Genomic DNA, 23,929 nt, shown 5'->3' on the forward strand with positions numbered 1-23,929 from the left:
TGTCCCCGGCGGATCAGGCCGCCTTGCCCACCACGGCGTTGCGGCCCGACTTCTTGGCTTCGTACACCGCCTCGTCGGCGCGCTTGAGCAAGGCCTCGGGGGTGTCGTCGGGACCGCTGGTGGCCGAGACGCCGACCGAGATCGTCACGGTCAGGAGCTCGCTGCCGTGGGCCACGCGGAACGGCGAGCCGGAGACGTGCATGCGGATCCGCTCGGCGATGCGCAGGGCGTCGGCCAGCTGGGTGTCGGGCATGATCACCGTGAACTCCTCGCCGCCGTAGCGGCAAGGCAGGTCGATGGCGCGGACGTTGGACGCCAGGCGCAGGGCGAACTCGCGCAGCACCTCGTCGCCAACGTCGTGGCCGAAGCCGTCGTTGATCTTCTTGAAGTGGTCGAGGTCGATCAGCAGCGCCGCGACCGGATCGCCGCCCAGGCCCGCGCGCTTGACCAGCGAGTCCAGCTGGCCGGTCATGTAGCGGCGGTTGTGCAGGCCCGTGAGCTGGTCGGTGACCGCCAGTTCCAGGCTGTAGTCGAGGTTCTGGCGCAGGTAGTCGGTGTAGCGCTTGCGCTGGATCTGGGTCTTGACCCGGGCGGCCAGTTCCTGCGGATCGATCGGCCGGGGCAGGATGTCGTTGATGCCGATCTCCAGCGCCTTGACGATGCGCGGACGCTCGTCCGGATCGACCATGGCCAGGATCGGCAGGTGGCGGGTGCGCTCGTCCGAGCGCAGGGCGGCGGCGAAGCGCAGGCCGTCGAAGCCCTTGGCGGCGGCGTTGATGATCACCAGGTCCACCGGCCCGCCGGCGCTGATCTGGGCCTTGGCGGGGTCGGATTCGATGACAGGGCGGTGCTCGACCGCAAGCTCGGCGGCCACGCGCTGGGCCTGGCGCTCGTTGTCGTCGACCACCAGCACCCGGCCGCCCAGGCCGTCCAGCCGCGAGGCGGCGCCGGCGATCACGCCAATGCGCCGGCCCGAGGCCTCGCGCTGGCGCAGTTCGTCGATCACCAGCTTGAAGCGGGTCAGGCTGCGCACCCGGGCGAACAGCATGACGTCGTCGATCGGCTTGGTCAGAAAGTCAGAGGCGCCGGCCTCCAGCCCCTGGATGCGGTCGGCGCGGCCGTCCAGGGCCGTGACCAGCACCACGGGGATGTGGCGGGTGGCGGGATCTTCCTTGAGCCTGCGGCAGACGGTGAAGCCGTCCATGCCGGGCATCATCACGTCCAGCAGGATGACGTCGGGCAGTTCGTCCGCCGCCAGGGCCAGGGCCGTGGGGCCGTCATAGGCGACGGAGACCTGATAATATTCAGCCGACAGCTTGGCCTCGAGCAGGCGGACATTGGCCTCGATGTCGTCGACGACCAGGATGCGCGCGCTCACGGCCCTACCTCTCCAGCAGCCGGCGGATGGTTTCCAGGAAGTGCGACACCGAGATGGGCTTGGAGATATAGGCCTCGCAGCCGCCCTCGCGAATCCGCTCCTCGTCGCCCTTCATGGCGAACGCCGTCACGGCGACGACGGGGATATGGGACAGATCGTCGTCCTCTTTCAGCCACTTGGTGACCTCCAGGCCGGAGATCTCGGGAAGCTGGATGTCCATCAGGATCAGGTCCGGACGGTGCTCGCGGGCGATCGACAACGCCTGCAGGCCCTCGCGGGTCTGCAGGGTCTCATAGCCCTGGGCTTCGAGCAGGTCATGAAAGAGTTTCATGTTCAGCTCGTTATCCTCGACGATGAGGACCTTCTTCGTCATCCTGACCCCGACCATTCCGGTCCGTGGCGATGCGTGAGGGATTCGCGTCGCTTCTGGATTCCAGATCGCACGAATATCCTTAAGCCCGCGCTAATCGCGTTTACCTTGACCGATCGCAGATCATGGAACCCTGTCCTTCCGACCTTCAGGCCTGCACCGTGCGCCCGGATACGCCGCTGGTCATCGTCGATGTCGACGAGGTCCTCGCGCGCTTCATGCATGGATTCGGAACGTTCATCGGGCGCCATGGGTTCGAACTGCGGGTCGACCGCTTCGCCCTGTTCCAGAACATCTACCGCCCGGGCGAGACCGAGCACCTGGACTTGATCGCCGGCCGGGCGCTGTTCGACGACTTCTTCCGCGACGGGGCCGACGATCTGCTGCCCGCCGAGGGCGCGGCCGACGCCCTGGCCGATCTGTCCGCCCGGGCCGACGTCGTGATCCTGACCAACGCCCCCGAACACGGCCGCCAGTCGCGCATCCGCTGGCTGAAGACCCACGGCTTCGACTATCCGCTGGTGATCAACAGTGGCCCCAAGGGGCCGTCGGCGGCCCACCTGTCCGAACGCACGGCCTCGCCGTCGGTGTTCATCGACGACCTGCTGCCGCAGCTGAACTCGGTGGCGGACAGCGCGCCGCGGGTGAGCCGCTTCCAGATGGTGGCCGACGAGCGCCTGCGCCCCCTGGCCCCGTCCGATCCCGAGCGGCACGCCCGCATCGACCTGTGGCCGGACCTGAAGGCCGCGATCGAGCGCAAGCTGTTCCCATGAAAGCCCTCTGCCGCGACTGCCTGGCCACGGGCGAGGCCAAGGTCTCGCGCTGCCCGGCCTGCGGGTCGCCGCGCGTCATCTTCCACGAGGAACTGGGCCGGCTGAACATGGCCCACATGGACTGCGACGCCTTCTACGCCTCGGTCGAGAAGCGCGACGATCCGTCGCTGCGCGACAAGCCGGTGATCGTCGGCGGCGGCAAGCGCGGCGTGGTGACCACCGCCTGCTACATCGCCCGCATGAGCGGCCCGCGCTCGGCCATGCCGATGTACAAGGCGCTGAAGCTGTGCCCCGACGCGGTGGTCATCAAGCCCAACTTCGCCAAGTACAAGCACGAGAGCCGGCGGATCATGGCCAAGCTGGAGGCCCTGACGCCCCTGGTGCAGCCGCTGTCGCTGGACGAGGCCTGGATCGACCTGTCGGGCACCGAGCGCCTGCACGGCGCCCCGCCGGCGGTGATGCTGGCCCGGGTCCAGCGCGAGATCGAGGCCGAGGTGGGCATCACCGTCTCGATCGGCCTGGCGCCCAACAAGTTCCTGGCCAAGATCGCCTCGGAACTGGACAAGCCGCGCGGCTTCTCGGTGATCGGGGCGACGGGGATCGCCGAGTTCCTGGCCCCCCGGCCCGTGTCGATCCTGCCCGGCGTCGGCCCGGCCACGGTGACGGCCCTGGCGTCGGAGGGCCTGCGCACGGTCGGCGACATCGCCCGCGCCGACCTCAAATGGCTGGTCAAGGTGCTGGGCTCGGGCGGGCTGCGGCTGCACCACCTGGCCCACGGGCGCGACACGCGGATGGTCGATCCCGACCAGGAGCGCAAGACGATCAGCGCCGAGACCACCTTCAACGACGACCTCTACAAGCGCGAGGACCTCGAAGACGAGCTGTGGCCGCTGTGCGAGAAGGTCGCCCGGCAGGCCCGGGCGGGCGGGGTGGCGGGCCGCGTGGCGACGCTGAAGCTGCGCACGCCGGACTTCAAGATCCACACCCGCCGCCGCACCCTGGCGGTGCCGACCCAGACGGCCCGCACCCTGTTCCAAGTGGCCCGGGAGCTGCTGGCGGCGGAGCCTCGCGGCCTGCACTACCGCCTGATCGGCGCCGGCCTGACCGACTTCGTCCCCGCCGAGGGCGCGGCCGACGACTTCTTCGCCGGCGACGAGCGCAGGGCGCTGAAGAGCGAGACGGTGATCGACGGCCTGCGGGGCAAGTTCGGGGCGGGAGCGGTGGTGACCGGGCGGGCGCTGAAGGGGAAGTGAGGAAGGCCCCCTTCCCTCCCCCTTGCGGGGAGGGAAAGAACCGGCGGCTACATCAGCGAACCCTTGCCGCTGGTCACCTCGGTATAGCGGTGCACCCGTACGGCCTGGACGAGTCCGAAGCCGATCATCACCGTCAGCATGACGGTGCCGCCGTACGACAGCATCGGCATCGGCACGCCCACCACCGGGGCCATGCCCATGACCATGGCGCCGTTGATCAGCACGTAGAGGGCGAAGGTGGCGGTCACGCCCGCCGCCGACAGCCGGCCGAAGTGGCTGTGGCTGATCGAGGCGATGCGCAGGGCCATGAAGATCGCCACGCCGTACAGGAACAGCACGCTGACGCAGCCGACGAAGCCGAACTCCTCGGCCAGGGTGGCGAAGATGAAGTCGGTCTGCTTCTCGGGCAGGAAGTTCAGCTGGCTCTGCGAGCCCAGGCCCCAGCCCTTGCCCAGCAGACCGCCCGAGCCCAGGGCGATCTTCGACTGCATGATGTGGTAGCCGTTGCCCGACGGGTCCTTCTCCGGATCCATGAAGGTCAGGATGCGGTTGCGCTGGTAGTCGTGCAGCACGAAGAAGATGAACGGCGGCAGCGCGGCCAGCACGCCCACCGCCCCAACGACGATCAGGCGCAGCGATAGCCCCGCCAGCACCATCACCGCCAAACCCGGCAGGGCGATCAGCATCGCCGTGCCCAGGTCGGGCTGGTGGGCCACCAGCAGCACCGGCGCGCCGATCAGGGCGGCGGGTATCAGCAGCTTCCATGACAGCCGGGCGCTGTCGGCCGACAGGCCGTGATAGTAGCGGGCCAGGGCCAGAACCACGCCGATCTTCATGATCTCGGACGGTTGGAAGCGCACCGGCCCCACGGCCAGCCAGCGCTGGGCGCCCAGCGACGAGTCGCCGACCAGGGCGACGGCCACCAGCAGCAGCAGGCCGACGCCATAGATCGGATAGGCCAGGCTGAACCAGACGCGCAGGTCGACCAGGGCCAGGGCGATCATCAGGATGAAATAGATGCCGAACCGCAGCAGGTGCTTGTCGGCCCAGGGCTCCCACGAGCCGCCGGCGATCGAGAACAGCATTAGGGCGCCGGCCCCGGCGATCAGGGCCAGGACCAGACACAGGGTCCAGTCGATCTCCGTGAACTTGATGATCGGCCGATCGCGTTCGCCAGGCCGGCTGAGGCCGCCGCTGAGGGTCATCGGGGAACTCCGGGGGCGGGAGACGCAGGAACAGTCGGGACGGCGGTCGTCGGCGCCGTCCCGACGGTCGGATCGTCGGGCGCGGCGCCCTCGACAGAACCGTCGGGGGCGGCTTCGACCGGCTCGGCCGGCAACGGCATGGGCCGCTCGATGCGGGCCCGGATCTCGGGGTCCTTCAGCAGGGCCACGCGCATCACCTCGCGGGCCCGCGGGGCCCCGGCGGTGGCGCCGCCCAGGCCGCCGTGCTCGACGATGACGGCCACGGCGTAGCGCGGGTCGTCATAGGGCGCGAAGGCCACGAACAGGTTGTGGTCCTTGAGCTTCCACTGGACGCTGGCGCTGTTGCGGCTCTTGACCTTGTCGTAGCTGCGGACCTGCGCCGTGCCGGTCTTGCCGGCCATCTGCACGTCGCCCAGCCCCAGCTGGCTCTGGCGATAGGCGGTGCCGCGCACGTCGTTGGCCACGGCCGCCATGCCGCCGCGCACATAGGCCAGGTGCTCCATCGAGAATGGCAGGTCGGGCACCGCCGCACCGCTGGGCTGTTCGACGCCGCCCACCGACTTGATCAGGCGCGGGTTGAGCGCCTTCTTGCCGTTGGCGAGGCGCGAGGTCATCACCGCCAGCTGCAGGGCGTTGACGCTGAGCGCTCCCTGGCCGATGCCGTAGCTGGGGGTTTCGCCCGGAAACCAGATCTGGTTGGCCGGATTCTTCTTGAAGGCCCGCTTCTTCCATTCGCGGTCGGGAACCAGGCCCTTCTTCTGGCCCGGAATGCCGATGTCGAACGTGCTGCCGAAGCCCATGGCCCGCGCGGCGCTGGCGATGGCGTCGGGCCCGATCTTCAGCGAGGTCTGGTAGAAATAGATGTCGCACGAGTTCTTGATCGCCTCGTGCAGGTTCTGCGAGCCGTGGCCGCCCTTCTGCCAGCACCGCCAGGTCCGCCCGCCGTAGTACCAACTGCCGCCGCAGCTGACGCGGACCTCGGGATCGATCCCCGCGGTCAGGGCCGCCAGCCCGACGGTCGGCTTGAAGGTCGAGCCCGGCGGGAAGGTGCCGTTCAGCACCTTGTCCAGCAGCGGCTTGCGCTCGTACTCGGCCAGGGCCTTGTACTCAGGTCCCGACAGGCCCTTGACGAAGCGGTTGGCGTCGAAGCTGGGGGCCGAGACCATGGCCAGCAGGTCGCCGTTGCGGATGTCCATGACGACGATCGCGCCGCTTTCGTCGCCCATCACCTCCAGGGCGCGGTTCTGGATGTCGGCGTCCAGGGTCAGGCGCACTTCCTTGCCGGGCGTGGCCGGGATGTCGCCCTCGGGGTCCAGGCGCACGACGCGCCCCTGGGCGTCGACCTCGGCCTTGGTGGCGCCGGGACGGCCGCGCAGGTCGCGGTCGAGGGACTTCTCGATGCCGGCCTTGCCGATCCGGAAGCCCGGATGGTGCAGCAGGTCCTGGTCCTGGGTCGGGTCGTCCTTGGCCTTCTCCAGGTCGCGGTCGGAGACCTTGGCGACATAGCCGATCACGTGGGCAAAGGCCCCGCCGAACGGATAGACCCGCACCTCGCCCATGTCGGCCGTCACCCCCGGCAGCTCCGGGGCGCGGATGTTGACGCGGGAGAACTCCTCCCAGGTCATGTCCTCCATCACCGCCACGGGGGCCTTCTTGGGCGCGCGGGCGATGTCCTTGACCAGGCGGGCGCGGCGCGCGGCGTCGATCGGCACCAGCAGGGCCAGGTCGTCGAGGGCGGTCTCGACGTCGAAGTCCTTGGAGTCCTTGCTGACCATCAGGCGGAAGTTCGGCCGGTTGGAGGCCAGGGCCACGCCGTTGCGGTCCAGGATCAGGCCGCGCGGCGGCGGGGTGAGGCGGTAGTTGAACTGGTTGCCGGCCGAGAGCTTCTGGTAGCGCTGGGCCTCGACCAGCTGCAGCTGGGCCAGGCGGCCGCCCAGGGCCATCAGGCCGCCGCCGGCCAGGCCGCCCATCAGGAACGCGCGGCGGTGGAACACCCCCTGCCGCTCGTTCACCTCGAAGAACATGATCGACGGTTCGCTCATGGCGTCACCGGAACCGAACGTCCGCGTCCTCGAACCGGTCGATCAGCCGGTGGGCGAACGGGAACAACAGGGTCGTCACCAGGAACTGCCAGAAGACGGCCAGCAGGCTGGGCATGGCCAGGCTATCGAGCATGCTGAACAGGAAACCGCCCGCCATGGCGATGGCGGTGACGCCGGCGAACCAGGCCCACATCACGGGCTGGCTCTGACCGGTCACCATGCTTCGCCCGGCCAAGGCGGTGGCGTAGGCGACCAGCAGCGACAGGCCCCACAGGCCGGTTGGCCCGCCCCAGAACACGTCCAGGAACAGGCCCAGCGCCAGCAGGGCGAACGGCGCCAGGATCGAGGGCCGGATCAGCGCCCAGGCGAAGGCCGGGACCATGGCGAACACCGGCTCGGGCAGCTGCAGGCCGAAGATGCGGATCGGCGCGGCGAAGACGATCGTCGCCAGCACGCACAGCACTGTGGGCACGCCCAGCCACAGGCCGGGGTGCAGAGGCCGGGCGCCGCCCACGCTAGATCTCCCCGCCGGGCCGCTGGGCCGGGGCGGGCGCGGAGGTCGCCGGCTTGGGCGTCACGGGCTTGGGCGTCACGGGCTTCGGGGTCGATGCGGCCGGCGGCTTGGCCGTCGCCGACGAGGTGGTGGCGCCGGGCTTGGCCGGGGTGGTCGCCGTCGTCGGCGTCGTTGTCGCCGGGGCGGCCGGGGCGGCGCCGGACGCCATGGGCGCCGCGCCGGCCTGGGTGGTCGGCTTCGGCGTGGTGGCCACCGGACCCAGGATCGAGACGTCGGGATCCTCGGTGGTGACGGGCGGCAGGCTACGGGTCAGCAGGGCCTTCTGGTCGGCCAGCTGGGCGAAGTCCTTGAACAGCAGGATGCGGACATAGTCGATGGCCGCGTCGTCGGCGAACAGCACCACCCGCCAACGGCCGTCCAGGCCCTTGACGGCCGCGCCGACGGGCAGACCGCGCGGCACAACCCCGCCGTCGCCCGAGGTGACGACCCGGTCGCCTTCCTTGATCGGATCGGGGCCGCGCAGATAGTCCAGCTTCGGATTGGGACCGCCGTCGCCGGTCAAGATGGCGCGGGCGTTGGTGCGGTCGACCATCACTGGCGTGCGCGAGGCGATGTCGGTCAGCAGCAGCACCCGGCTGGCTCCACGAGCGACGCCGACCACCCGGCCGACCAGGCCGCGCTCGTTCATCACCGGATTGCCGACCACAACGCCCTTCTCCGAGCCGGAGTCGGCCAGGCGGGTGTTGGCGAACGGGCCGCGAGTGTCGGCGACCACGCGGGCGGCGACCATCGGGATCGGCGGATCGGTGCGCAGGCCCAGCAGCGAGCGGTAGCTCTGGTTCTTGTCGACCTCGGCCAGGTACATGTCGCGATAGCCGCGCATCTCCTTCAGCTCGGCCTTCAGCTTGCGGTTCTCCGACGCGGTGAAGAAGTAGCTGCTGACGAAGTCGACGCCCAGGCCGGTCCAGCGCCCGGGCGCGGCGATCACGCCGCTGACCGGCTTGGACACCGTGTCGACCGTCTGTCGGGTGACGCCGTAGGCCTGTTGCTGCAGGGTCTCGCGCCGGTCGGCCAGCAGGAAGGCCACCGCAATCACGACCGCGACGATCAACGCCACGGCCGCGGTCCAGGTAAGCGGCACTTTCAGGTCGCCGAGCGGACCTTCGCGAAAGGGCACGTACGCGTTCTCCCGACGCCCCCCGCGGCGTCCGACTTAAGTTAGGCGCCTAGGCGAGAGTCGATTCAAGAACGCCCTTCATCCACTTGGGATGCTCGAGCACCTTGCCGCAGCCCAGGGCGACGCACGACAGCGGATCGTCGGCTACGGTGACCGGCAGGCCGGTGTGGTCGCGGATCTCGGCGTCCAGGCCGCGCAGCAGCGCGCCGCCGCCGGTCAGCATGATGCCCTTGTCGGCGATGTCGCTGGCCAGTTCGGGCGGGGTGGCTTCCAGGGCGACCTTCACCGCCTCGACGATCTGCCCGACGGGTTCGGCCAGGGCGTCGGCGGCCTGCTTTTCGCTGATGCGCACTTCGCGCGGCACGCCCTGCATCAGGTCGCGACCCTTGACGTCGATCGACAGGCCTTCGCCGTCGGCGGGCGCGCGGGCGGTGCCGATTTCCTTCTTGATGCGCTCGGCGGTGGTCTCGCCGATCAGCAGGTTATGGTGGCGGCGCATGTAGCTGATGATCGCCTCGTCCATCTTGTCGCCGCCGACCCGGACGCTGCGCGAATAGACGATGCCCGACAGCGACAGCACGGCCACCTCGGTGGTGCCGCCGCCGATGTCGACGACCATCGAGCCCGTCGGCTCGTGGATCGGCAGGCCGGCGCCGATCGCCGCGGCCATCGGCTCGTCGATCAGGCCGACGCGGCGGGCGCCGGCGTTCAGGCAGCTGTCATTGATGGCGCGACGCTCCACGGCGGTGGCGCCCGACGGCACGCAGACGATCACCTTCGGGTTCACGAAGCCCTTGCGGTTGTGAACCTTGCGGATGAAGTACTTGATCATCTCCTCGGCCACTTCGAAGTCGGCGATGACCCCGTCGCGCATCGGGCGGATGGCTTCCATGTGGCCCGGCGTGCGCCCCAGCATCTGCTTGGCCTCGATCCCCACCGCATGGACGATCTTGCGGCCGCCCACGTTGCGCAGCGCGACCACCGACGGCTCGTTCAGCACGATGCCCTTGCCCTTCTGGTAGATCAGGGTGTTGGCGGTGCCCAGGTCGATGGCGATGTCGTTGGAGATGACGCCGAAGAGGGAAGAAAACATTGAAAGCCCTGACTGAGGGATAGGGGGGCGAAGCGGCTGGAGGTCGTTCGAAACAGAAGGCGGCGGATAGACGAAACGGAGCCGTTTGTGTCGGCGGACCGACGAAGACGAAGGGGAAAGATGGCTCCTACTTCAATTCCAAAAGAGGACAACATGATTCCCGCGAATTGCGGGTTTTGTCCCATTGACCAGCGCCTGCCGCACGACGGGAGCGCAGGCTCCCGCCGCGCCGTCGCCTGACTGCCACAAAGCTGCCGACGAAGCCCGTTTGCCCTGCGAAAGCGTTGATTTCAAGGTCTATTACAGACCCTGCCCCACCTGTTTTCGCAGAACGGCGGCGCCGGGCGTTTCATCGCAGAAACATGGCCTTTTCTAGCCGAGCGCGGCCATGGCCACGCCGGCCGCCGCGATCAGGCCGAAGATCATCTGGACGGCGGTCAGCCTTTCGGCGAACAGGCGCCGGCCGGCGAGAGCGGCGACCGGCGCCTCGATCACCCCGACCGCCCTCACCTGCCCGGCCGGCGCCAGGGCCAGGGCGATGAACCAGCCGGCCGAGGCCGCCGCGCCCCAGAACCCAGCGCCCAGCGACCGTCGCCAGGCCTTGGCCACCGCGACCAGGGCGGCGCGATCGCCGACCGCCAGGTAGAGGGTCAGGGCCAGGGTCTGGACGATCTGCACGGTCATCAGGGTGACCACCGCGGCGAAGATCGGATGTACCGGCTCCAGCGCGTGACCGGCCTGGCGGAAGGCGTTCAGGCAGAAGCCGAACGCCAATCCCGACAACAGGGCGTAGAGGGCGCCGCTGATCGGCTTCTCGCCGGAGGCCCCGGCGCGCGGCCAGGTGACCACCAGCAGGGCCGCGCTGGCCAGGGCCACGCCGGTCCAGCCCACCGCGCTCAGTTGCTCGCCATAGACCACCAGGCCCAGCAGGGCCGCCAGCGGGATCGAGCTCTGCTGCACGGCCGTGGCCACGGCGAACCCGGCCCGCCGCATGGCGACCAGCAAGGCGGCGGTGGCGGCGATCTGGCTGGCCCCACCCAGCAGGGCCGCCGCCCAGAAGGCGGGCGTCGCATGCGGATGCTCGCCGCGGGTCAGGGCGAAGGCGAGGCCCACGAACACCGCCGTGAACGGCAGGCCGAACAGGAACCGCACCAGGGTCGCGCCCCAAGGTCCAGTGTCGCCCATCACCGAGCGCTGGGCGGCGTTGCGGGCGACCTGGGCGAACGAGGCGGCGATGGTGATCGGGATCCAGATCATGACCGTTCCTTATGCCGCCCTTATGCGGGCGAGCTGTTTGCGAATGGAGGCCTTAGGCCTCCGGGGCGCACACCCTGGCGGTCGGCGCGTCCGGTGACGGGTCCGACCAGCTTGAGGTTTCGACCATGTCGTCCCATCCGTTCCGCCAGGCCGCGCGGCTCCTGCTCGGCGTTCCGACCGACGGGATCCACCACACGCTTGGGCGCATGCTCGCCCTGGCCCAGGCGACGCCCCTGTGCTTCGTGGCGGTGACCGGGCCGGACGCCGGCGAGGCGATGAGCGTGCTGTGGCGACGCGGCTACGACCGGGTGGAGGCGGCCCGCCGGGCCACTTGCCGGGCCGCCGACGAGCAGAGCGACGTGCTGCTGGTGGTCGGTTGCTCGACGATCGCCGACGCGCGCGCCGCGGCGGCTTCCACGGCGGCCATGCTCCGTCCGGGCGGGGCGATGGTCATCGACGCCGGCGCGTTCCTGGACCAGGAGCCGCGCCGGGCGCTCTGCGAGGATCTGCGGGCCCTGGGGCTGGAGGTCGAGCCGCAGGCGCACCTGTCGGCCGAACTGCTGGCGACCCGGCCGCTCTCCAAGCGCGAAGCGGCTTAGGGGCGGGTTGAGGGGATTGGGGACAGGCGCATGTGCCTGTCCCCGTCCGTCGTAACCCTAGAACCCGCTGGCGATCGCCGCTTCGGGCCGGCCCTTTTCCTTGCGCGCCATGAGGTTGTTCAGGGCGTTCACATAGGCCTTGGCCGAGGCGGTCAGGGTGTCGGTGTCGGCGGCCTGGCCGGTGGCGATGCGGCCGTCTTCTTCGAGGCGGACCGAGACCTGGGCCTGGGCGTCGGTGCCCTCGGTCACCGCGTGCACCTGGAACAGGCGCAGGGCGGCCTGATGCGGCACGATCTGCTGGATGGCGTTGAAGACGGCGTCCACCGGACCGTCGCCCGAGGCCTCCGAGGTCTTGACCTCGCCGTCGACTTCCAGGGTCAGTTCGGCCGACTGGCCGTCAGTGCCGGCCACCACCCGCAGGCGCTGAACGCGGATACGTTCCGAGCCGCGCGCCAGGGCGTCGTCGACCAGGGCGATGATGTCGTCGTCGTAGACGTGCTTCTTGCGGTCGGCCAGGTCCTTGAAGCGACCGAAGGCCTCCTTCAGGGCGTTCTGGCCCAGCTCGTAGCCCAGGTCCTTCAGCTTGGCGCGGAAGGCGTGGCTGCCCGAGTGCTTGCCCATGACCAGGCTGGACGGCGCCTGGCCGACCGATTCCGGGGTCATGATCTCGTAGGTCTCGCGGTTCTTCAGCATCCCGTCCTGGTGGATGCCGCTTTCATGCGCGAAGGCGTTCTTGCCCACGATGGCCTTGTTGTACTGCACCGGGAAGCCGGTGATGGCCGAGACGTAGCGGCTGGCCCGGGTGATGTGGGTGGTGTCGATCTTGGTCTCGAAGGGCAGCTTGTCGCCGCGCACCTTCAGGGCCATCACGATCTCTTCCAGCGCCGCATTGCCGGCCCGCTCGCCCAGGCCGTTGATCGCGCACTCGATCTGCCGCGCCCCGCCCTGCACGCCGGCCAGGCTGTTGGCCACGGCCAGGCCCAGGTCGTTGTGGCAGTGGGTCGAGAAGATCACCTTGTCGGTGCCCTCGACGTTGTTGACCATCCAGCTGAACAGGTCGGCGTATTCGGACGGATAGGTGTAACCCACCGTGTCGGGCAGGTTGATCGTGGTGGCGCCGGCCTTGATGGCGGTCTCGATGGCGCGGCGCAGGAACTGGCGGTCGCTGCGGGTGGCGTCCTCGGCCGACCATTCGACGTCGTCGCGCAGGTTGCGGGCGTGGCCGACCGAGCGGGCGATCACGTCGATGACGGCGTCCGGCTCCATCTGCAGCTTGTGCTTCATGTGCAGGTCGCTGGTGGCGATCACCACGTGGATGCGGCCGCGCTGCGTGCCCTTCAGGGCCTCGGCGCAACGGTCGATGTCGACCTGGTGGGCGCGGCACAGGCCGGCGATGGTCGAGTTCTTGACGATCTTGGCGATCTCGCGGACCGCCTCGAAGTCGCCGTTCGAAGCGATCGGGAAGCCGGCCTCGATGACGTCGACCCCCATCTCCTCGAGGATCTTGGCCAGTTCCAGCTTTTCGTCGTGCGACATCGAGGCGCCGGGCGACTGCTCGCCGTCGCGCATGGTGGTGTCGAAAATGACGACGTTGTCGCGCTTGTCGAAGGCGCCGGCGGATACGCCAGAAGAAGGGGGGGTCATGGGTCTACTCGTCGGAAGGTGTCTGCGTGGGGCCAGGTCTGACCTTTGGGGCGGCGGGTTCAGTCATCCCCTGCGCGCCCGGCCACGACGAAGCGCGGCCCCTAGAGCGCCCAGGGGTTGGTAAGCCGAAGCGAAAGCAGTTGGCGCGCGACGTTCATGAGTTGCTTTCTACACAGCAGGCCCAAAGCCAGCAAGCATTTTGCGTTAATCGCGCGATTGGCCGCACGCCACGCAACTTTCGACCAAGGACACTTGTCGGTTGAGGAAAGCCGTGGCGGCGGAGCGGAGATCGGCGCGTCAAACGACCCCGCCAGGCCGCCTCGGACGGCGCGAACCGCCCCGCCTACTCCGCCGCCTCGCGCTTCTTGAGCCAGGCGCGGGCGACGAGGCCGGCGGCGATCCAGACCGCCACGGCCGCCACCAGCATGACGATGTGCCGCTGGCCGCCGCCTTTCAGCGCCTGGACGATCGAATTGCCGGCGAAGGCGGTCAGGGCGATCTTGGGGATGATACCGACCGCCGTGCCAGCCGCGAAGTCGAACACCTTCATCGGCGTGACGCCCGCCGCCATGTTGACCACGATGAACGGCGCCGACGGCACCAGCCGAACGATCAGGCTGGCCAGGAAGCCGTTCTTGCCGATCAGCCTCATGAACTTGGCCACGCCGTCGCCGGCCAGGTCCTGCAGCAGCCGACCGCCGAACGTGCGTCCCAGCCAGAACCCGACCAGGGACGAGACCAGGGTGCCGATCCAGCTGTAGGCGAAGCCGGTCCAGGGCCCGAAGGCGACCACCGCCGCGGCGATCAGCACGAACTGCGGCACGCCGATGAAGGCCAGGACCGCGAAGGCGCCGACCGCGACCGGCAGGGCCCAGGGCCCGTGGGCGGCGCTCAGCCATTGCTCGACCGTGACCTCGCCGTTCAGGCCCAGAAGTTGGGCCCCGAACAGGAAGACCACGCCGACGCCGCCAAACAGCACGAACGACACCGCGACCGTTCGCCAGGCCCGGGCGTCCATGTTGGTGAAGAAGTGGATCAGGCGACGAAGCATCCGCCTGCCTCGCCCATGCCCCAGGCGCGGTCAAGAGGGGTGCGCTCGAGGCAGCCCCCCATCATCGTCCGACAATTGCTCATTTTACGGTCAAGCTTTCCCCCGCCTGCAAGGGTCCATGGTTAAGATTCTCCAAACACGACATTTCAGTTGCGAACCCGTCGTAAGGGGCGGCTAAGTTATCCACAGGCTTTCCGGTTGCGGACCGGGTGTGTTGGGGAGCGTCGGACGTGAAGACTCTGGCTGTGATTTCCCGCAAGGGCGGGGCCGGCAAGACGACTCTTGCGATCAACCTGAGCCTCACCGCTCATCTGGCGGGTTGGAAGGTGCTGGTGGCCGACATCGATCCGCAGCGCTCGGCCTCCGACGCCCTGCGGGCCCGCGCCGCGCCCGGCCCCGCCCTGGCCGAGATCAACGCCGGCAAGCTGTTCCAGGCCCGCTCCCAGGCCCTGCACGACGCCTATGACGTCATGCTGATCGACACCCCCGCCGCGCCGGACGCCGACGTGGCCGTGGCGGTCAACTCCGCCGACCTGTGCGTGCTGGTCTGCCGCCCCACCTTCCTGGACATCGCCTCGGTGGCGCGCTCGGCCGAGATGGTCCGGCGACTGGGCAAGGCGGGGCTGATCGTGCTGAACCAGGCGCCGTCCAAGCGCGGCGGGGCCGAGCCCGCCAGCGTGCAGAAGGCCATCGAGGCGCTGCGGTTCTGCGGCCTGCCGATCGCGCCCGTCGGCCTGCGCTCGCGGACCCTCTACCAGCAGGCGATCGCCCGGGGCCTGTCGGTCGGCGAATGGGACGCCCAGGCCCCGGCCGCCCGCGAGGTCGACCGCCTGTGGAGCCACGTCGCCGCCCTGCTGGCCCTGGACGGCCACGGACGCGACGCCCGCGCCGGCTGAGCCCGAATTTTTCAAACTGTGCAACGGCTTTCGTGGATTTGACCTCGGCGTCAAATAGTCGGCAAGTTGAAGGTTCTGTTCATACCTTGACCATAACAGTGATCCACCTTGGGGAACCTTGCGGCTGCGGGAACCGGCCGCTGGGTCTGGGCGAAGAGTGCAAGTCGTGAAGACAATTACTGTGCTTTCCAGGAAGGGCGGGGCGGGCAAGACGACCCTGGCCGTGAACCTGGCGCTGACGGCCTTCCTGCAGGGCCGCAAGGTGGTGCTGGCCGACATCGATCCGCAGCGGTCGGCGTCGGACGCCCTGAGGGCCCGCCGCGAACCCGGTCCCATCCTGGCCGAGGTCACCGCCGGCAAGCTGTTCATGACCAAGTCAAACGCCATGCGGGATGGCGTCGACTACCTGTTCATCGACACCCCGGCCATGCCCGAGGCCGACGTCGCCCAGGCGGTCAACATCGCCGACCTCTGCCTGGTGGCCGGCCGACCCTCGTTCCTGGACCTTGCCCCGATCGTCCGCTCGGCGGAGGCCGTCCGCCGCCTGGGCAAGGACGGCATGGTGGTGCTGAACCAGGCCCACACCAGCCGGTCGGACGTCGCGCCGACGGCTTTCCCCGAGATCCTGGAAGCCCTGAGGTTCTGCGGCCTGCCGCTGGCCCCGCACGGCCTGCGCGCACGCGAGGCGTTCCAGACGGCCATGGCCCATGGGCTCTGCGTGGCCGAGCTCGAGCCGGGCGGCCCGGCCGCCCGCGACCTGCACCGCCTCTGGACCCATGTCGAGGGCGGGCTGGGCGCGCTGGGTGCGTTGGGCGGCGAAACGCCGATGAGGACCGCCCTCACCGCCTGATCCGGCTTTCCCCCGGCGCCGGCGCCGACTAGGTTCCGCGCTCGTGTGGCGGAGCCTCTCATGAAACTTCTCGGCGTCTCCGGCAGCCTGCGGGCGGCCTCGTTCAACACCGCCCTGCTGCGCGCCGCCCAGGAGTGTTCGCCCGAGGGGGTGACGATCCAGATCTTCGGCCTGCACGACCTGCCGCTGTTCAACCAGGACGTCGAGGACCAGGGCGATCCCGCGCCGGTCACGGCCTGGAAGGACGCCGTCCGCGGCGCCGACGCCCTGCTACTGGCCTGCCCCGAGTACAATGGCGGGGTCACCGGGGTGCTGAAGAACGCCATCGACTGGGCCTCGCGCGGCAGCCCCTCGGCCTTGCATGGCAAGACCGCGTGCATCGTCGGCGCCTCGCCGGGCGTCACCGGCACGGTCCGCGCCCAGGACGCCCTGCGCCAGTCGTTGCGCAAGGTCTCGGCGGAATACTGGCCGCTCAGCGAGATGCTGGTCGGCCAGGCCCACGCCAAGATCGAGAACGGCCAGGTGGTCGACGAAAAGACCCTGGCCTATCTGGGCAAGCACCTGGACGCGTTCATCCAGCACATGCGCGAGAAGGGCCGCGGGAAAGGCTGAGCCTTCCTACTTGGCCATCGACGGGTCGTAGTTGGGACCGAAATCCAGCACGAACAGCGGCCCCAGCACGACGGTCTGCTTGGCGCTGCCCAACTGGAGGGTGACCGCCGCCGCGCCCTTCTCGGCGTCCATGCCGGCCCGGCCGCTGAAGGTGTACATCTTCCAGTCGCCGCCGATGGTTTCGACCTGGCCGGTGACGATCCCGCTCCACGGCGCGACCGACTGATGGACCCCGACCCAATTGATCGTCGCCGTGGCCGGCCCGCCGTCGACCGGCTCGGCCTTGGCCCAGAAGGCGACGGTGACGACGTCGCCCTTTGTGATCTTGCCGTCCACCCCCTGGCCGGCGCTGTCCTCCCACGGCTTGTCGGGCGCTGGCGCGGTGACCTGGATGCGGACGCCCGCGCCGCCGATCACCGCCTTGTCCTTGACCGGAGCATTGGTCTGGCCCGCCCCGTTGACGTTCCAGGCTATGGACGGCTTGTTGATCGCATACTTCATGATGCCTTGCGGGGCCGGCTGGGCGGCCTTGGCTGTCAGCGGCGCGGTGGCGGACAGGCTCAGCGCGGCCACGGCGGCCAGGATGGCGATCTTGGTCATGGTTTCCCCCTTCGTTTCAGAGACGTCGTTGCGTCGATCGCCCGCCGTCGACGGGCGATATGGTCGTTCCTCCCGGGGCCACCTTTCACGCGGCGGCTCTCGTCTTAATGATGATAGCGGTACCGTGCCTATCGCGTCCGCGCAAGAACCCCGCCCGGTGGGGCCGTTGTTGCGTTGCGCCGCGGCAAGCACGGGCGTAAAGACCGCCGCAATCCTGAAACCGGTCTTTCGAGTCCACGTCCTCCCAGGGGAGTCCTGAACCATGTCGCTCGAGTCCGCCGCCCTGCGGCGCATCGCCCCGTCGGCCACCATCGCGATCAGCGCCAAGGCGCGCGCCCTGAAAGCGGCCGGCCGGGACGTGATCGCCCTCTCCGCCGGCGAACCGGACTTCGACACCCCCGACAACATCAAGGACGCCGCCATCGCCGCCATCAAGGCCGGCAAGACCAAGTACACCGATCCCGACGGCATGCCCGAGTTGAAGGCCGCCATCTGCGCCAAGTTCAAGCGCGAGAACGGCCTGGACTACAAGCCGAGCCAAGTCCACGTCGCCCCGGGCGGCAAGCCGGTGATCTACAACGCCTTCGTCGCCACCCTGAACCCGGGCGACGAGGTGATCATCCCCGCGCCGTACTGGGTGTCGTATCCCGACATGACCCTGTTGGCCGGCGGCACGCCGGTGTCGGTCGAGACCACCGCCGAAAGCGGCTTCAAGATCACGCCGCAGGCGCTGGAAGCGGCGATCACGCCGAAGACCAAGTGGCTGATCATCAACAGCCCGTCCAACCCGTCGGGCGGCGCCTATACCCGCGCCGAGCTGCAGGCCATCGCCGACGTCCTGCTGCGCCACCCGCAGGTCTGGGTGCTGACCGACGACATGTACGAGCACCTGGTGTTCGACGACTTCGAGTTCACCACCATCGCCCAGGTCGAGCCCAAGCTCTACGACCGCACCCTGACGATGAACGGCGTTTCCAAGGGCTATTCGATGACCGGCTGGCGGATCGGCTACGCGGCCGGCCCCGAGGCGCTGATCAAGGCCATGGGCAAGATGATCAGCCAGACGACCTCCAACCCCTGCTCGATCTCGCAATGGGCGGCGCTGGAGGCCCTGAACGGTCCGCAGGACTTCATCAAGCCGAACGCCAAGCTGTTCCAGGAACGCCGCGACCTGGTGGTGTCGATGCTGAACCAAGCCACGGGCCTGCATTGTCCCACCCCGGAGGGCGCTTTCTACGTCTATCCGTCCTGCGCCGGCCTGATCGGCAAGACCGCGCCTTCGGGCAAGGTGATCGCGACCGACGAGGACTTCGCCGGCGAACTGCTGGAAGCCGAGGGCGTGGCTGTGGTGCACGGCGCGGCGTTCGGCCTGTCGCCGTTCTTCCGCATCAGCTACGCCACCAGCAATGACGTGCTGGAGGACGCCTGCGCGCGTATCCAGCGCTTCTGCGCCAGCGTGAAATAGCCTTTCTTCCCGGCTTTGGCCGTCATTCTGGCCCTTTTGGCGAGGATGACGGCTGTAAGTCGGCCGCGAACCGCGCTACGGCTCCTTTTTGCCGCGTCCCGCGGCCAGGAGATCGTCATGGCCCGCACCCCGAACTACAACTTCGAACGCCAGGAACGCGAGCGCCTGAAGGCCCAGAAGGCGGCCCAGAAGGCCGCCGACAAGGCCGCCGCCAAGGCCGCGGAAAACGCATCCAAGCCTCCAACCGACGATCAGTGAAAGACGGCGCATGCCCAGTTCGACGAGCTTCAACCACGAAACCGTGTCTCTGGACGGCGAGCACTTCTCCGACTGCGAGTTCCGCGACTGCCGCCTGACCTTCGCCGGCGGCGAGGCTCCGGTGTTCAGGAACTGCAAGATCGTCGACTGCGAGTGGAAGTTCGAGGGCGCCGCCGAGCAGACCCTGGCGCATCTGAAGGCCGTGTGGAACGCCGGCGGCAAGGCCCCGGTCCAGGCGCTGATCAAGGAAATCACCGGCGGCGGCCGCTGATCCTCGCGGAGCCTTGTGCGCCGCGCCGGGTTAGTAACCTGCGGCACAAGGCACGGGATTGAAGGATCGGCCCATGCGGAACGCTAAGGACTGCCTGGCGCGAGCCAGCGAAATGGAGCGACAGGCTGGGGCATGCGACGCGGGGAGTCTCGCGACGGAACTGCTGTCGATGGCCCAGACCTGGCGTTATCTGGCGCAACAGGCCCTGTGGCAAGACGCGTTCATCGCTCAGACGCTTCAGGACTTCGACCTGAAATAGGCCTAAGGTGCAGCTATCGGCGCCCATCCGTCGCCGTCCGCGATCTCGCGTCTAGGATCGGATTCCATTCGCCATGCCGCGTCCGATCCCCGGGATTGAAGACGCACAGACGCTGGCCCAGGCGATCGTGGACACCATCCACGAGCCGTTGCTGGTGCTCGACTCCGCGTTTTCCGTGCTGGCCGCCAGCCGGTCGTTCTACGAGACCTTCAAGGTCGACCCCGAGCACACGGTGGGCTGCCTGCTCTACGCCCTGGGCGACGGGCAGTGGGACATCCCCGCCCTGCGCGAGCTGCTGGAAACCATCATTCCCGAGCGGGTGGCCATGAACGGCTTCGAGGTCAATCACGATTTCCCCGGCCTGGGTCGGCGGGTCATGCTGCTGAACGCCCGCAAGGTGATCTACGAGACCAGCGCCAATTCGACGATCCTGCTGGCCTTCACCGACATCACGGCGCGCCGGGCGATCGAGCGCGAAAAGGAAAGCCTGCTCGCCCGCACGCGCGACCTGCTGAACCAGAAGGAGGTGCTGTTGCAGGAAATGCAGCACCGGGTCGCCAACAGCCTGCAGATCATCGCCAGCATCCTGATGCTCAAGGCCCGGGCCGTCACCTCCGACGAAATCCGCTTTCACCTGAAGGACGCCCATCAGCGGGTGATTTCCGTGGCCGAGGTGCAGTCGCACCTGCACGCGTCGGGCGGTGTCGACCTGATCGAGGTCGGCCCTTATCTGACGAAATTATGCGCCAGCCTCGCCGCCTCGATGATCGGCGACAGCCAGCCGATCGTCCTGGAGGTCGTCGCCGACCACGGCGCGATCGGTTCGGACAAGGCCGTCAGCATCGGCCTGATCGTCACCGAACTGCTGATCAACGCCGTCAAGTATGCGTTCCCGGTGTTCAGGCACGACGCCCGCGTCACGGTGACCTTCGCCAGCGACGGCCAGGCCTGGACGCTGACGGTCTGCGACAACGGCGTCGGCAAGGCCGCCGAACCCGCCCCTGACAGGAACGGCGGCCTGGGCACGGTGATCGTCGACGCGCTGGTCAAGCAACTGGACGGTCACATGACGGTGGCGTCCACAGGCGGCATGACGGTGACGATCCGGCACGCCCATGTCGGGGCCTCGCCCCTGGTCGCGGCCTGAGGCGGCGCGGTTCAGGCCGCGACATTCCGCGCGACTGCACGCTTGGTCGGAGCGTGCTAGGTCAGGCCTGGGGCGTCTGATTCTCGGGAGCGCGCATGCGCATTTCCGGCCGCATGGCCTTGGCTCCGGCGTTCGCCGGCCTGCTGTTCCTCGCCCTGGCGCCCGCCGCCGAAGCCGCCTCCCTGACGGCCCGCCTCGATGACGCCGTCCTGGACGAGCTCAACTTCGCCCGCGCCCGCCCAGTCGAATACGCCGACGAACTGCGCCGCGAGTTGAACAGGAGCGACGATCCCGCCGCCGTCGAGGAGGCGATCGACTTCCTGGAGCGCCAGACCTCGCTGCCGCCCTTGGCGCCGGATCGGCGCATCGCCGCCGCGGCGCGCCAGCACGCCCAGGCCCAGGGGCCACGCGGCGACGTCGGCCACGGCCCGACCGGCTCCCTGGGCCAGAGGCTGCGCGGCCAGGGCGTCTGGGCCGGCCTTTCCGCCGAGAACATCTCCTATGGGTCCGAAGACCCGCGCGATGTCGTCCGCCAGCTGATCATCGACAGCGGCGTTCCCAGTCGCGGCCACCGCCGCAACATCTTCGCCGCCAGCTATCAGCTGGCCGGCGTGGCCTGCGGCCCACACCGCGCCTACGGCTACATGTGCGTAATCGACTTCGCCGGAGCCCTGCCGCCGCGCTGAGGCCGGCGACATTCCCTCGTGGAACCGAAAACCTCGTCCTTCCACAAGCTCAGGATGAGGTTTTCTAGACGCTGGGCCTGTGAATGGTCCTCATCCTGAGCTTGTCGAAGGACGAGGACCACGTCGCTACCCGTCGATCCAGTCGGTCAGCCCCTCGCGGGCGTGGACCTCGCGCAGCGACGGCATGGCGCGCATCCGGGCCAGGTAGCGGGCGATGTTGGGCCAGGCCGTGGCTTGCCGGGGCAGGTTGCGCGACCAGCGCATCAGCATGGTCGCCAGGAAGTCCACCGCTGACAGCCGCTCGCCCAGCATGAAGGGCCCCTTGGCCGCCAGTTGGGCGTCGACCCTGTCCCAGACCGCCTCGACCCGCGCCCGGGCCGCCGCCTGGGCGACCTCGGCATGGGCCTCGCCGGCCGGCTCGTGCGGATAGTACCAGGCCCGGAAGCTGGGCATCAGGGCGTTGGCCAGATAGACCATCCACTGCAGATAGGCCGCGCGCTCCGGTTCCCCGGGCGCCGGCGCCAGGCCCTTGTCGAGGTGGCGCTCGGCCAGCAGCATCAGGATCGCCGTGCTCTCCAGCACCGGCGCGCCGTCGACGATCAGGGTGGGCACCACCCCGCCCGGATTGAGCTTCAGATAGTCGGGAGTCTTTTGGGCGCCCGCGTCGATATCGGTCAGGACCAGCTCGAAGGGCGCGCCGATCTCGATCAGCATCCAGTGCACCGCCAGGCTGGCCGTGCTGGGGCTGTAATAGAGCTGGTACATGCGAAGGATCCCTCACCCGTTGGCGGGCGAGGGATCGGTCAGCACGGCGGAGCTGTCAATCGCGCCGCGATGGACATCAGTGCTTTTCGCGCCAGCGCGCCTTGGCGTCGTCCTTGGTCAGGTTCAGGTGCACGCCGTCGTCGTCGACATGGTCGACCCAGGTGATCGGGATCAGGTGGTGCTTGAGGCCGCCGCCCAGGTCCAGCTTGGCCAGCTCGATCTCGCCGCCGACCACGTGGTCCACCCGGCCGACATGACCGCCGTCCGAGCCGACCACTTCCAGGTGTTCGCGGATTTGCGAAGCGTTGATCATGACGTTCCTCCTGTTGATGGACGTTCGGCAGGGTAACGGGCCAGGACTCGGCGCAGTTTCCAGACGGCTTGCGGATAGCCGATGTTCGCTTTATGTTCTAGCCCAGGTTGCGACTTTGCGGATGTCGCGTTCCTGGCTATCACTCGACCGGCCGCCACAGGGGAAACACCGATGATCCGATCGCTCGCCGCCCTGATCGCGCTGATGGGGCTCCTTGCCTCGGCGGGAACGGCCGGCGCGCAGGCGGAGACCGCCCCCCCCGCGGCCGCCCAGCCCGCGACCGGAAGCTCTCCCGAGGCCGCGACGCCTGCCCCTTCGGAGCCCGCGCCAGTCTCCCCCCTGCCCCGGATCGATGCGGTGTTCGCCACCGACGGCGTCACCCTCACCGACGGCGGCAAGAGCGTGCTGTTCTACCGCACCGCCCCGGCCGATCCGCACGAGGCGGGCCGGCTGAACTACGTCCACCCGATCTGGGCGCCCGACGGCGCGGTGCTGACCGAGGACCGTCCTGCCGACCACCTGCACCAGCGCGGCGCGTTCTGGAGCTGGCACCAGGTGCTGGTCGACGGGAAGGCGGTCGCCGACGGCTGGTTCATGAAGGGCCTGACCTTCCATGTCCGGGAGAAGCGCTTCAAGGGCGACAGCGCCGGCGGCGGGACCCTGGTGGTCAACGCCGACTGGATCGTCAATTCGGCGCCCGAGGTGGCCTATGTGGCGCGCGAGACCACCAAGGTGCGGGTCTATCCGCTGAAGGCCGGCGCGCGGCGCATCGACTTCGACACGGTGATCACCGCGCGGTCCGACACCCTGGCCCTGGGCGGCAGCGACGACGAGAAGGGCTATGGCGGCTTTTCGGTGCGGCTGATCAAGCCGGACCGCCTGAATTTCGGCTCCGGCGGCAAGACCGTGACCCCGGCCGTCGGGCCGGTCGAGGCCGGCAAGGCCATGGGCTTCGCCTGGACGCCCGGCGGCGGCGCGCCGGCCTGGACCGTCGGCCTGGCCTGCAAGGCCAACGGCGCGCCGATCACCCGCTGGATCCTGCGCAGGGAACTGTCGATGCAGAACTGCGTCTTTCCCGGGCGGGCGCCGTTCGTGCTGAAGAAGGGCCAGACCCTGCGCCTGCAATCGACGCTGATCCTGCGGCCGGCGACGCCCGCCCCCGCTGGATCGAAAAAGAAGAGCTAGGCGATGGCCGAGATCCTCAACCTGAACCAGGCCCGCAAGGCCAGGGCCAAGACCGACGCCAAGGTCAAGGCGGCAGAGAACCGCGCCCGGTTCGGCCGCACCAAGGCCGACAAGACCCTCGACGCGGCGCGGGCCGACAAGCTGCAGCGCGACCTGGACGGCGCCAAGCGCGAGGACTGAGACGGCCGGCCAGGTCGGAGCGATCCCGACACCTCCGCTCCCGGCCAGTTCGCTCATCCACGGGCCGCTTCTGATCAAAGGCGCGC

Annotated in this window: 27 protein-coding genes; 14 read left to right on the plus strand and 13 right to left on the minus strand. The window is 68.9% G+C overall.

The genetic code is table 11. The annotated features are described in order from the left end of the window. Positions 1 to 13: 13 nt before the first annotated feature. The gene (locus G3M57_RS19825; RefSeq protein WP_057184636.1) at positions 14 to 1,378 is read right to left on the minus strand and encodes a PleD family two-component system response regulator; all 1,365 of its coding nucleotides are present in this window, start codon (positions 1,376 to 1,378) and stop codon (positions 14 to 16) included. Between the two features lie 4 nt (positions 1,379 to 1,382). Continuing rightward, the gene (gene divK / locus G3M57_RS19830; protein WP_056761701.1) at positions 1,383 to 1,751 is read right to left on the minus strand and encodes a cell-cycle response regulator DivK; all 369 of its coding nucleotides are present in this window, start codon (positions 1,749 to 1,751) and stop codon (positions 1,383 to 1,385) included. 122 nt (positions 1,752 to 1,873) lie between these two features. Between divK and G3M57_RS19835 the strand changes: the two genes are divergently transcribed. Both G3M57_RS19835 and G3M57_RS19840 read left to right on the plus strand, forming a co-directional pair. Further along, positions 1,874 to 2,521 (plus strand): hypothetical protein, encoded by a 648-nt coding sequence (locus G3M57_RS19835; protein ID WP_163232542.1) that lies wholly within the window; start codon positions 1,874 to 1,876, stop codon positions 2,519 to 2,521. Then, on the plus strand, positions 2,518 to 3,774 hold the full coding sequence (locus G3M57_RS19840; RefSeq protein WP_163232544.1) for a DNA polymerase IV: 1,257 nt from the start codon (positions 2,518 to 2,520) through the stop codon (positions 3,772 to 3,774). Before G3M57_RS19835 ends, G3M57_RS19840 begins: the two co-directional genes overlap by 4 nt. Before the next feature lie 47 nt (positions 3,775 to 3,821). Here the strand turns inward: G3M57_RS19840 and rodA are convergent, their stop codons facing one another. From rodA to G3M57_RS19870, 6 genes are all read right to left on the minus strand, one after another. Next, positions 3,822 to 4,979, minus strand: a complete 1,158-nt coding sequence (rodA, locus tag G3M57_RS19845) for a rod shape-determining protein RodA (protein ID WP_163232546.1) — start codon at positions 4,977 to 4,979, stop codon at positions 3,822 to 3,824. Further along, positions 4,976 to 7,021, minus strand: coding sequence for a penicillin-binding protein 2 (gene mrdA / locus G3M57_RS19850; RefSeq protein ID WP_056761606.1), 2,046 nt, complete (start codon positions 7,019 to 7,021; stop codon positions 4,976 to 4,978). Before mrdA ends, rodA begins: the two co-directional genes overlap by 4 nt. 4 nt (positions 7,022 to 7,025) lie before the next feature. Further along, on the minus strand, positions 7,026 to 7,535 hold the full coding sequence (locus G3M57_RS19855) for a hypothetical protein (RefSeq protein WP_163232548.1): 510 nt from the start codon (positions 7,533 to 7,535) through the stop codon (positions 7,026 to 7,028). A 1-nt stretch (position 7,536) separates the two neighbouring features. Further along, a complete protein-coding gene (gene mreC / locus G3M57_RS19860; protein WP_163232550.1) occupies positions 7,537 to 8,712 on the minus strand; it encodes a rod shape-determining protein MreC in 1,176 nt (391 codons plus the stop codon). 49 nt (positions 8,713 to 8,761) lie between these two features. Then, entirely contained in the window at positions 8,762 to 9,805 is a 1,044-nt protein-coding gene (locus G3M57_RS19865; RefSeq protein WP_056761599.1) for a rod shape-determining protein, read from the minus strand. Positions 9,806 to 10,177: 372 nt separating this feature from the next. Further along, entirely contained in the window at positions 10,178 to 11,062 is an 885-nt protein-coding gene (locus tag G3M57_RS19870) for a DMT family transporter (protein ID WP_163232552.1), read from the minus strand. Positions 11,063 to 11,187: 125 nt separating this feature from the next. Here G3M57_RS19870 and G3M57_RS19875 point away from each other — a divergent pair, with 125 nt between their 5' ends. Beyond that, complete coding sequence (locus G3M57_RS19875) at positions 11,188 to 11,661, plus strand: hypothetical protein (protein ID WP_163232554.1); 474 nt, start codon at positions 11,188 to 11,190, stop codon at positions 11,659 to 11,661. 57 nt (positions 11,662 to 11,718) lie between these two features. Here G3M57_RS19875 and G3M57_RS19880 read toward each other — a convergent pair whose 3' ends face one another. Then, positions 11,719 to 13,305, minus strand: a complete 1,587-nt coding sequence (locus G3M57_RS19880; RefSeq protein WP_163232556.1) for a 2-isopropylmalate synthase — start codon at positions 13,303 to 13,305, stop codon at positions 11,719 to 11,721. A gap of 343 nt (positions 13,306 to 13,648) precedes the next feature. Then, a complete protein-coding gene (locus G3M57_RS19885; RefSeq protein ID WP_163232558.1) occupies positions 13,649 to 14,356 on the minus strand; it encodes a TVP38/TMEM64 family protein in 708 nt (235 codons plus the stop codon). A gap of 230 nt (positions 14,357 to 14,586) precedes the next feature. Between G3M57_RS19885 and G3M57_RS19890 the strand changes: the two genes are divergently transcribed. The 3 genes from G3M57_RS19890 to G3M57_RS19900 all read left to right on the plus strand — a co-directional run bounded on the left by G3M57_RS19890 (position 14,587) and on the right by G3M57_RS19900 (position 16,714). Beyond that, positions 14,587 to 15,252 (plus strand): ParA family protein, encoded by a 666-nt coding sequence (locus tag G3M57_RS19890; RefSeq protein WP_056761584.1) that lies wholly within the window; start codon positions 14,587 to 14,589, stop codon positions 15,250 to 15,252. A 166-nt stretch (positions 15,253 to 15,418) separates the two neighbouring features. Beyond that, a complete protein-coding gene (locus tag G3M57_RS19895; protein ID WP_056761580.1) occupies positions 15,419 to 16,102 on the plus strand; it encodes an AAA family ATPase in 684 nt (227 codons plus the stop codon). Between the two features lie 60 nt (positions 16,103 to 16,162). Further along, the gene (locus G3M57_RS19900) at positions 16,163 to 16,714 is read left to right on the plus strand and encodes an NADPH-dependent FMN reductase (protein ID WP_163232560.1); all 552 of its coding nucleotides are present in this window, start codon (positions 16,163 to 16,165) and stop codon (positions 16,712 to 16,714) included. Positions 16,715 to 16,720: 6 nt separating this feature from the next. Here G3M57_RS19900 and G3M57_RS19905 read toward each other — a convergent pair whose 3' ends face one another. Further along, positions 16,721 to 17,314: a hypothetical protein gene (locus G3M57_RS19905; protein WP_163232562.1), complete on the minus strand. Its 594-nt coding sequence runs from the start codon at positions 17,312 to 17,314 to the stop codon at positions 16,721 to 16,723. Positions 17,315 to 17,576: 262 nt separating this feature from the next. On the opposite strand from G3M57_RS19905, the gene G3M57_RS19910 reads away from it, so the two are divergent. The 6 genes from G3M57_RS19910 (at position 17,577) to G3M57_RS19935 (ending at position 21,400) form a co-directional block, all read left to right on the plus strand. Next, positions 17,577 to 18,779 carry a pyridoxal phosphate-dependent aminotransferase gene (locus G3M57_RS19910; RefSeq protein WP_056761572.1) on the plus strand — a complete coding sequence of 401 codons (1,203 nt, stop codon included), beginning with the start codon at positions 17,577 to 17,579 and terminating at the stop codon, positions 18,777 to 18,779. A 117-nt stretch (positions 18,780 to 18,896) separates the two neighbouring features. Beyond that, a complete protein-coding gene (locus G3M57_RS19915; RefSeq protein ID WP_163232564.1) occupies positions 18,897 to 19,037 on the plus strand; it encodes a hypothetical protein in 141 nt (46 codons plus the stop codon). Between the two features lie 10 nt (positions 19,038 to 19,047). After that, positions 19,048 to 19,308: a hypothetical protein gene (locus G3M57_RS19920; RefSeq protein ID WP_028040288.1), complete on the plus strand. Its 261-nt coding sequence runs from the start codon at positions 19,048 to 19,050 to the stop codon at positions 19,306 to 19,308. 73 nt (positions 19,309 to 19,381) lie between these two features. Beyond that, entirely contained in the window at positions 19,382 to 19,567 is a 186-nt protein-coding gene (locus tag G3M57_RS19925) for a hypothetical protein (RefSeq protein ID WP_056761569.1), read from the plus strand. A 73-nt stretch (positions 19,568 to 19,640) separates the two neighbouring features. Further along, positions 19,641 to 20,714, plus strand: a complete 1,074-nt coding sequence (locus G3M57_RS19930; RefSeq protein WP_163232566.1) for a sensor histidine kinase — start codon at positions 19,641 to 19,643, stop codon at positions 20,712 to 20,714. A 95-nt stretch (positions 20,715 to 20,809) separates the two neighbouring features. Beyond that, positions 20,810 to 21,400, plus strand: a complete 591-nt coding sequence (locus G3M57_RS19935; protein WP_163232568.1) for a CAP domain-containing protein — start codon at positions 20,810 to 20,812, stop codon at positions 21,398 to 21,400. Positions 21,401 to 21,526: 126 nt separating this feature from the next. On the opposite strand, the gene G3M57_RS19940 is transcribed toward G3M57_RS19935, so the two are convergent. Continuing rightward, a complete protein-coding gene (locus G3M57_RS19940) occupies positions 21,527 to 22,165 on the minus strand; it encodes a glutathione S-transferase family protein (protein ID WP_163232570.1) in 639 nt (212 codons plus the stop codon). A gap of 76 nt (positions 22,166 to 22,241) precedes the next feature. Beyond that, on the minus strand, positions 22,242 to 22,478 hold the full coding sequence (locus tag G3M57_RS19945; RefSeq protein ID WP_056761558.1) for a DUF2171 domain-containing protein: 237 nt from the start codon (positions 22,476 to 22,478) through the stop codon (positions 22,242 to 22,244). 171 nt (positions 22,479 to 22,649) lie between these two features. Here G3M57_RS19945 and G3M57_RS19950 point away from each other — a divergent pair, with 171 nt between their 5' ends. Beyond that, a complete protein-coding gene (locus tag G3M57_RS19950; RefSeq protein ID WP_163232572.1) occupies positions 22,650 to 23,663 on the plus strand; it encodes a DUF6807 family protein in 1,014 nt (337 codons plus the stop codon). A 3-nt stretch (positions 23,664 to 23,666) separates the two neighbouring features. After that, a complete protein-coding gene (locus tag G3M57_RS19955) occupies positions 23,667 to 23,843 on the plus strand; it encodes a DUF4169 family protein (protein ID WP_163232574.1) in 177 nt (58 codons plus the stop codon). Positions 23,844 to 23,929 lie beyond the last annotated feature (86 nt).

The organism is Caulobacter rhizosphaerae (genome assembly GCF_010977555.1).
Lineage (GTDB): Bacteria > Pseudomonadota > Alphaproteobacteria > Caulobacterales > Caulobacteraceae > Caulobacter > Caulobacter rhizosphaerae.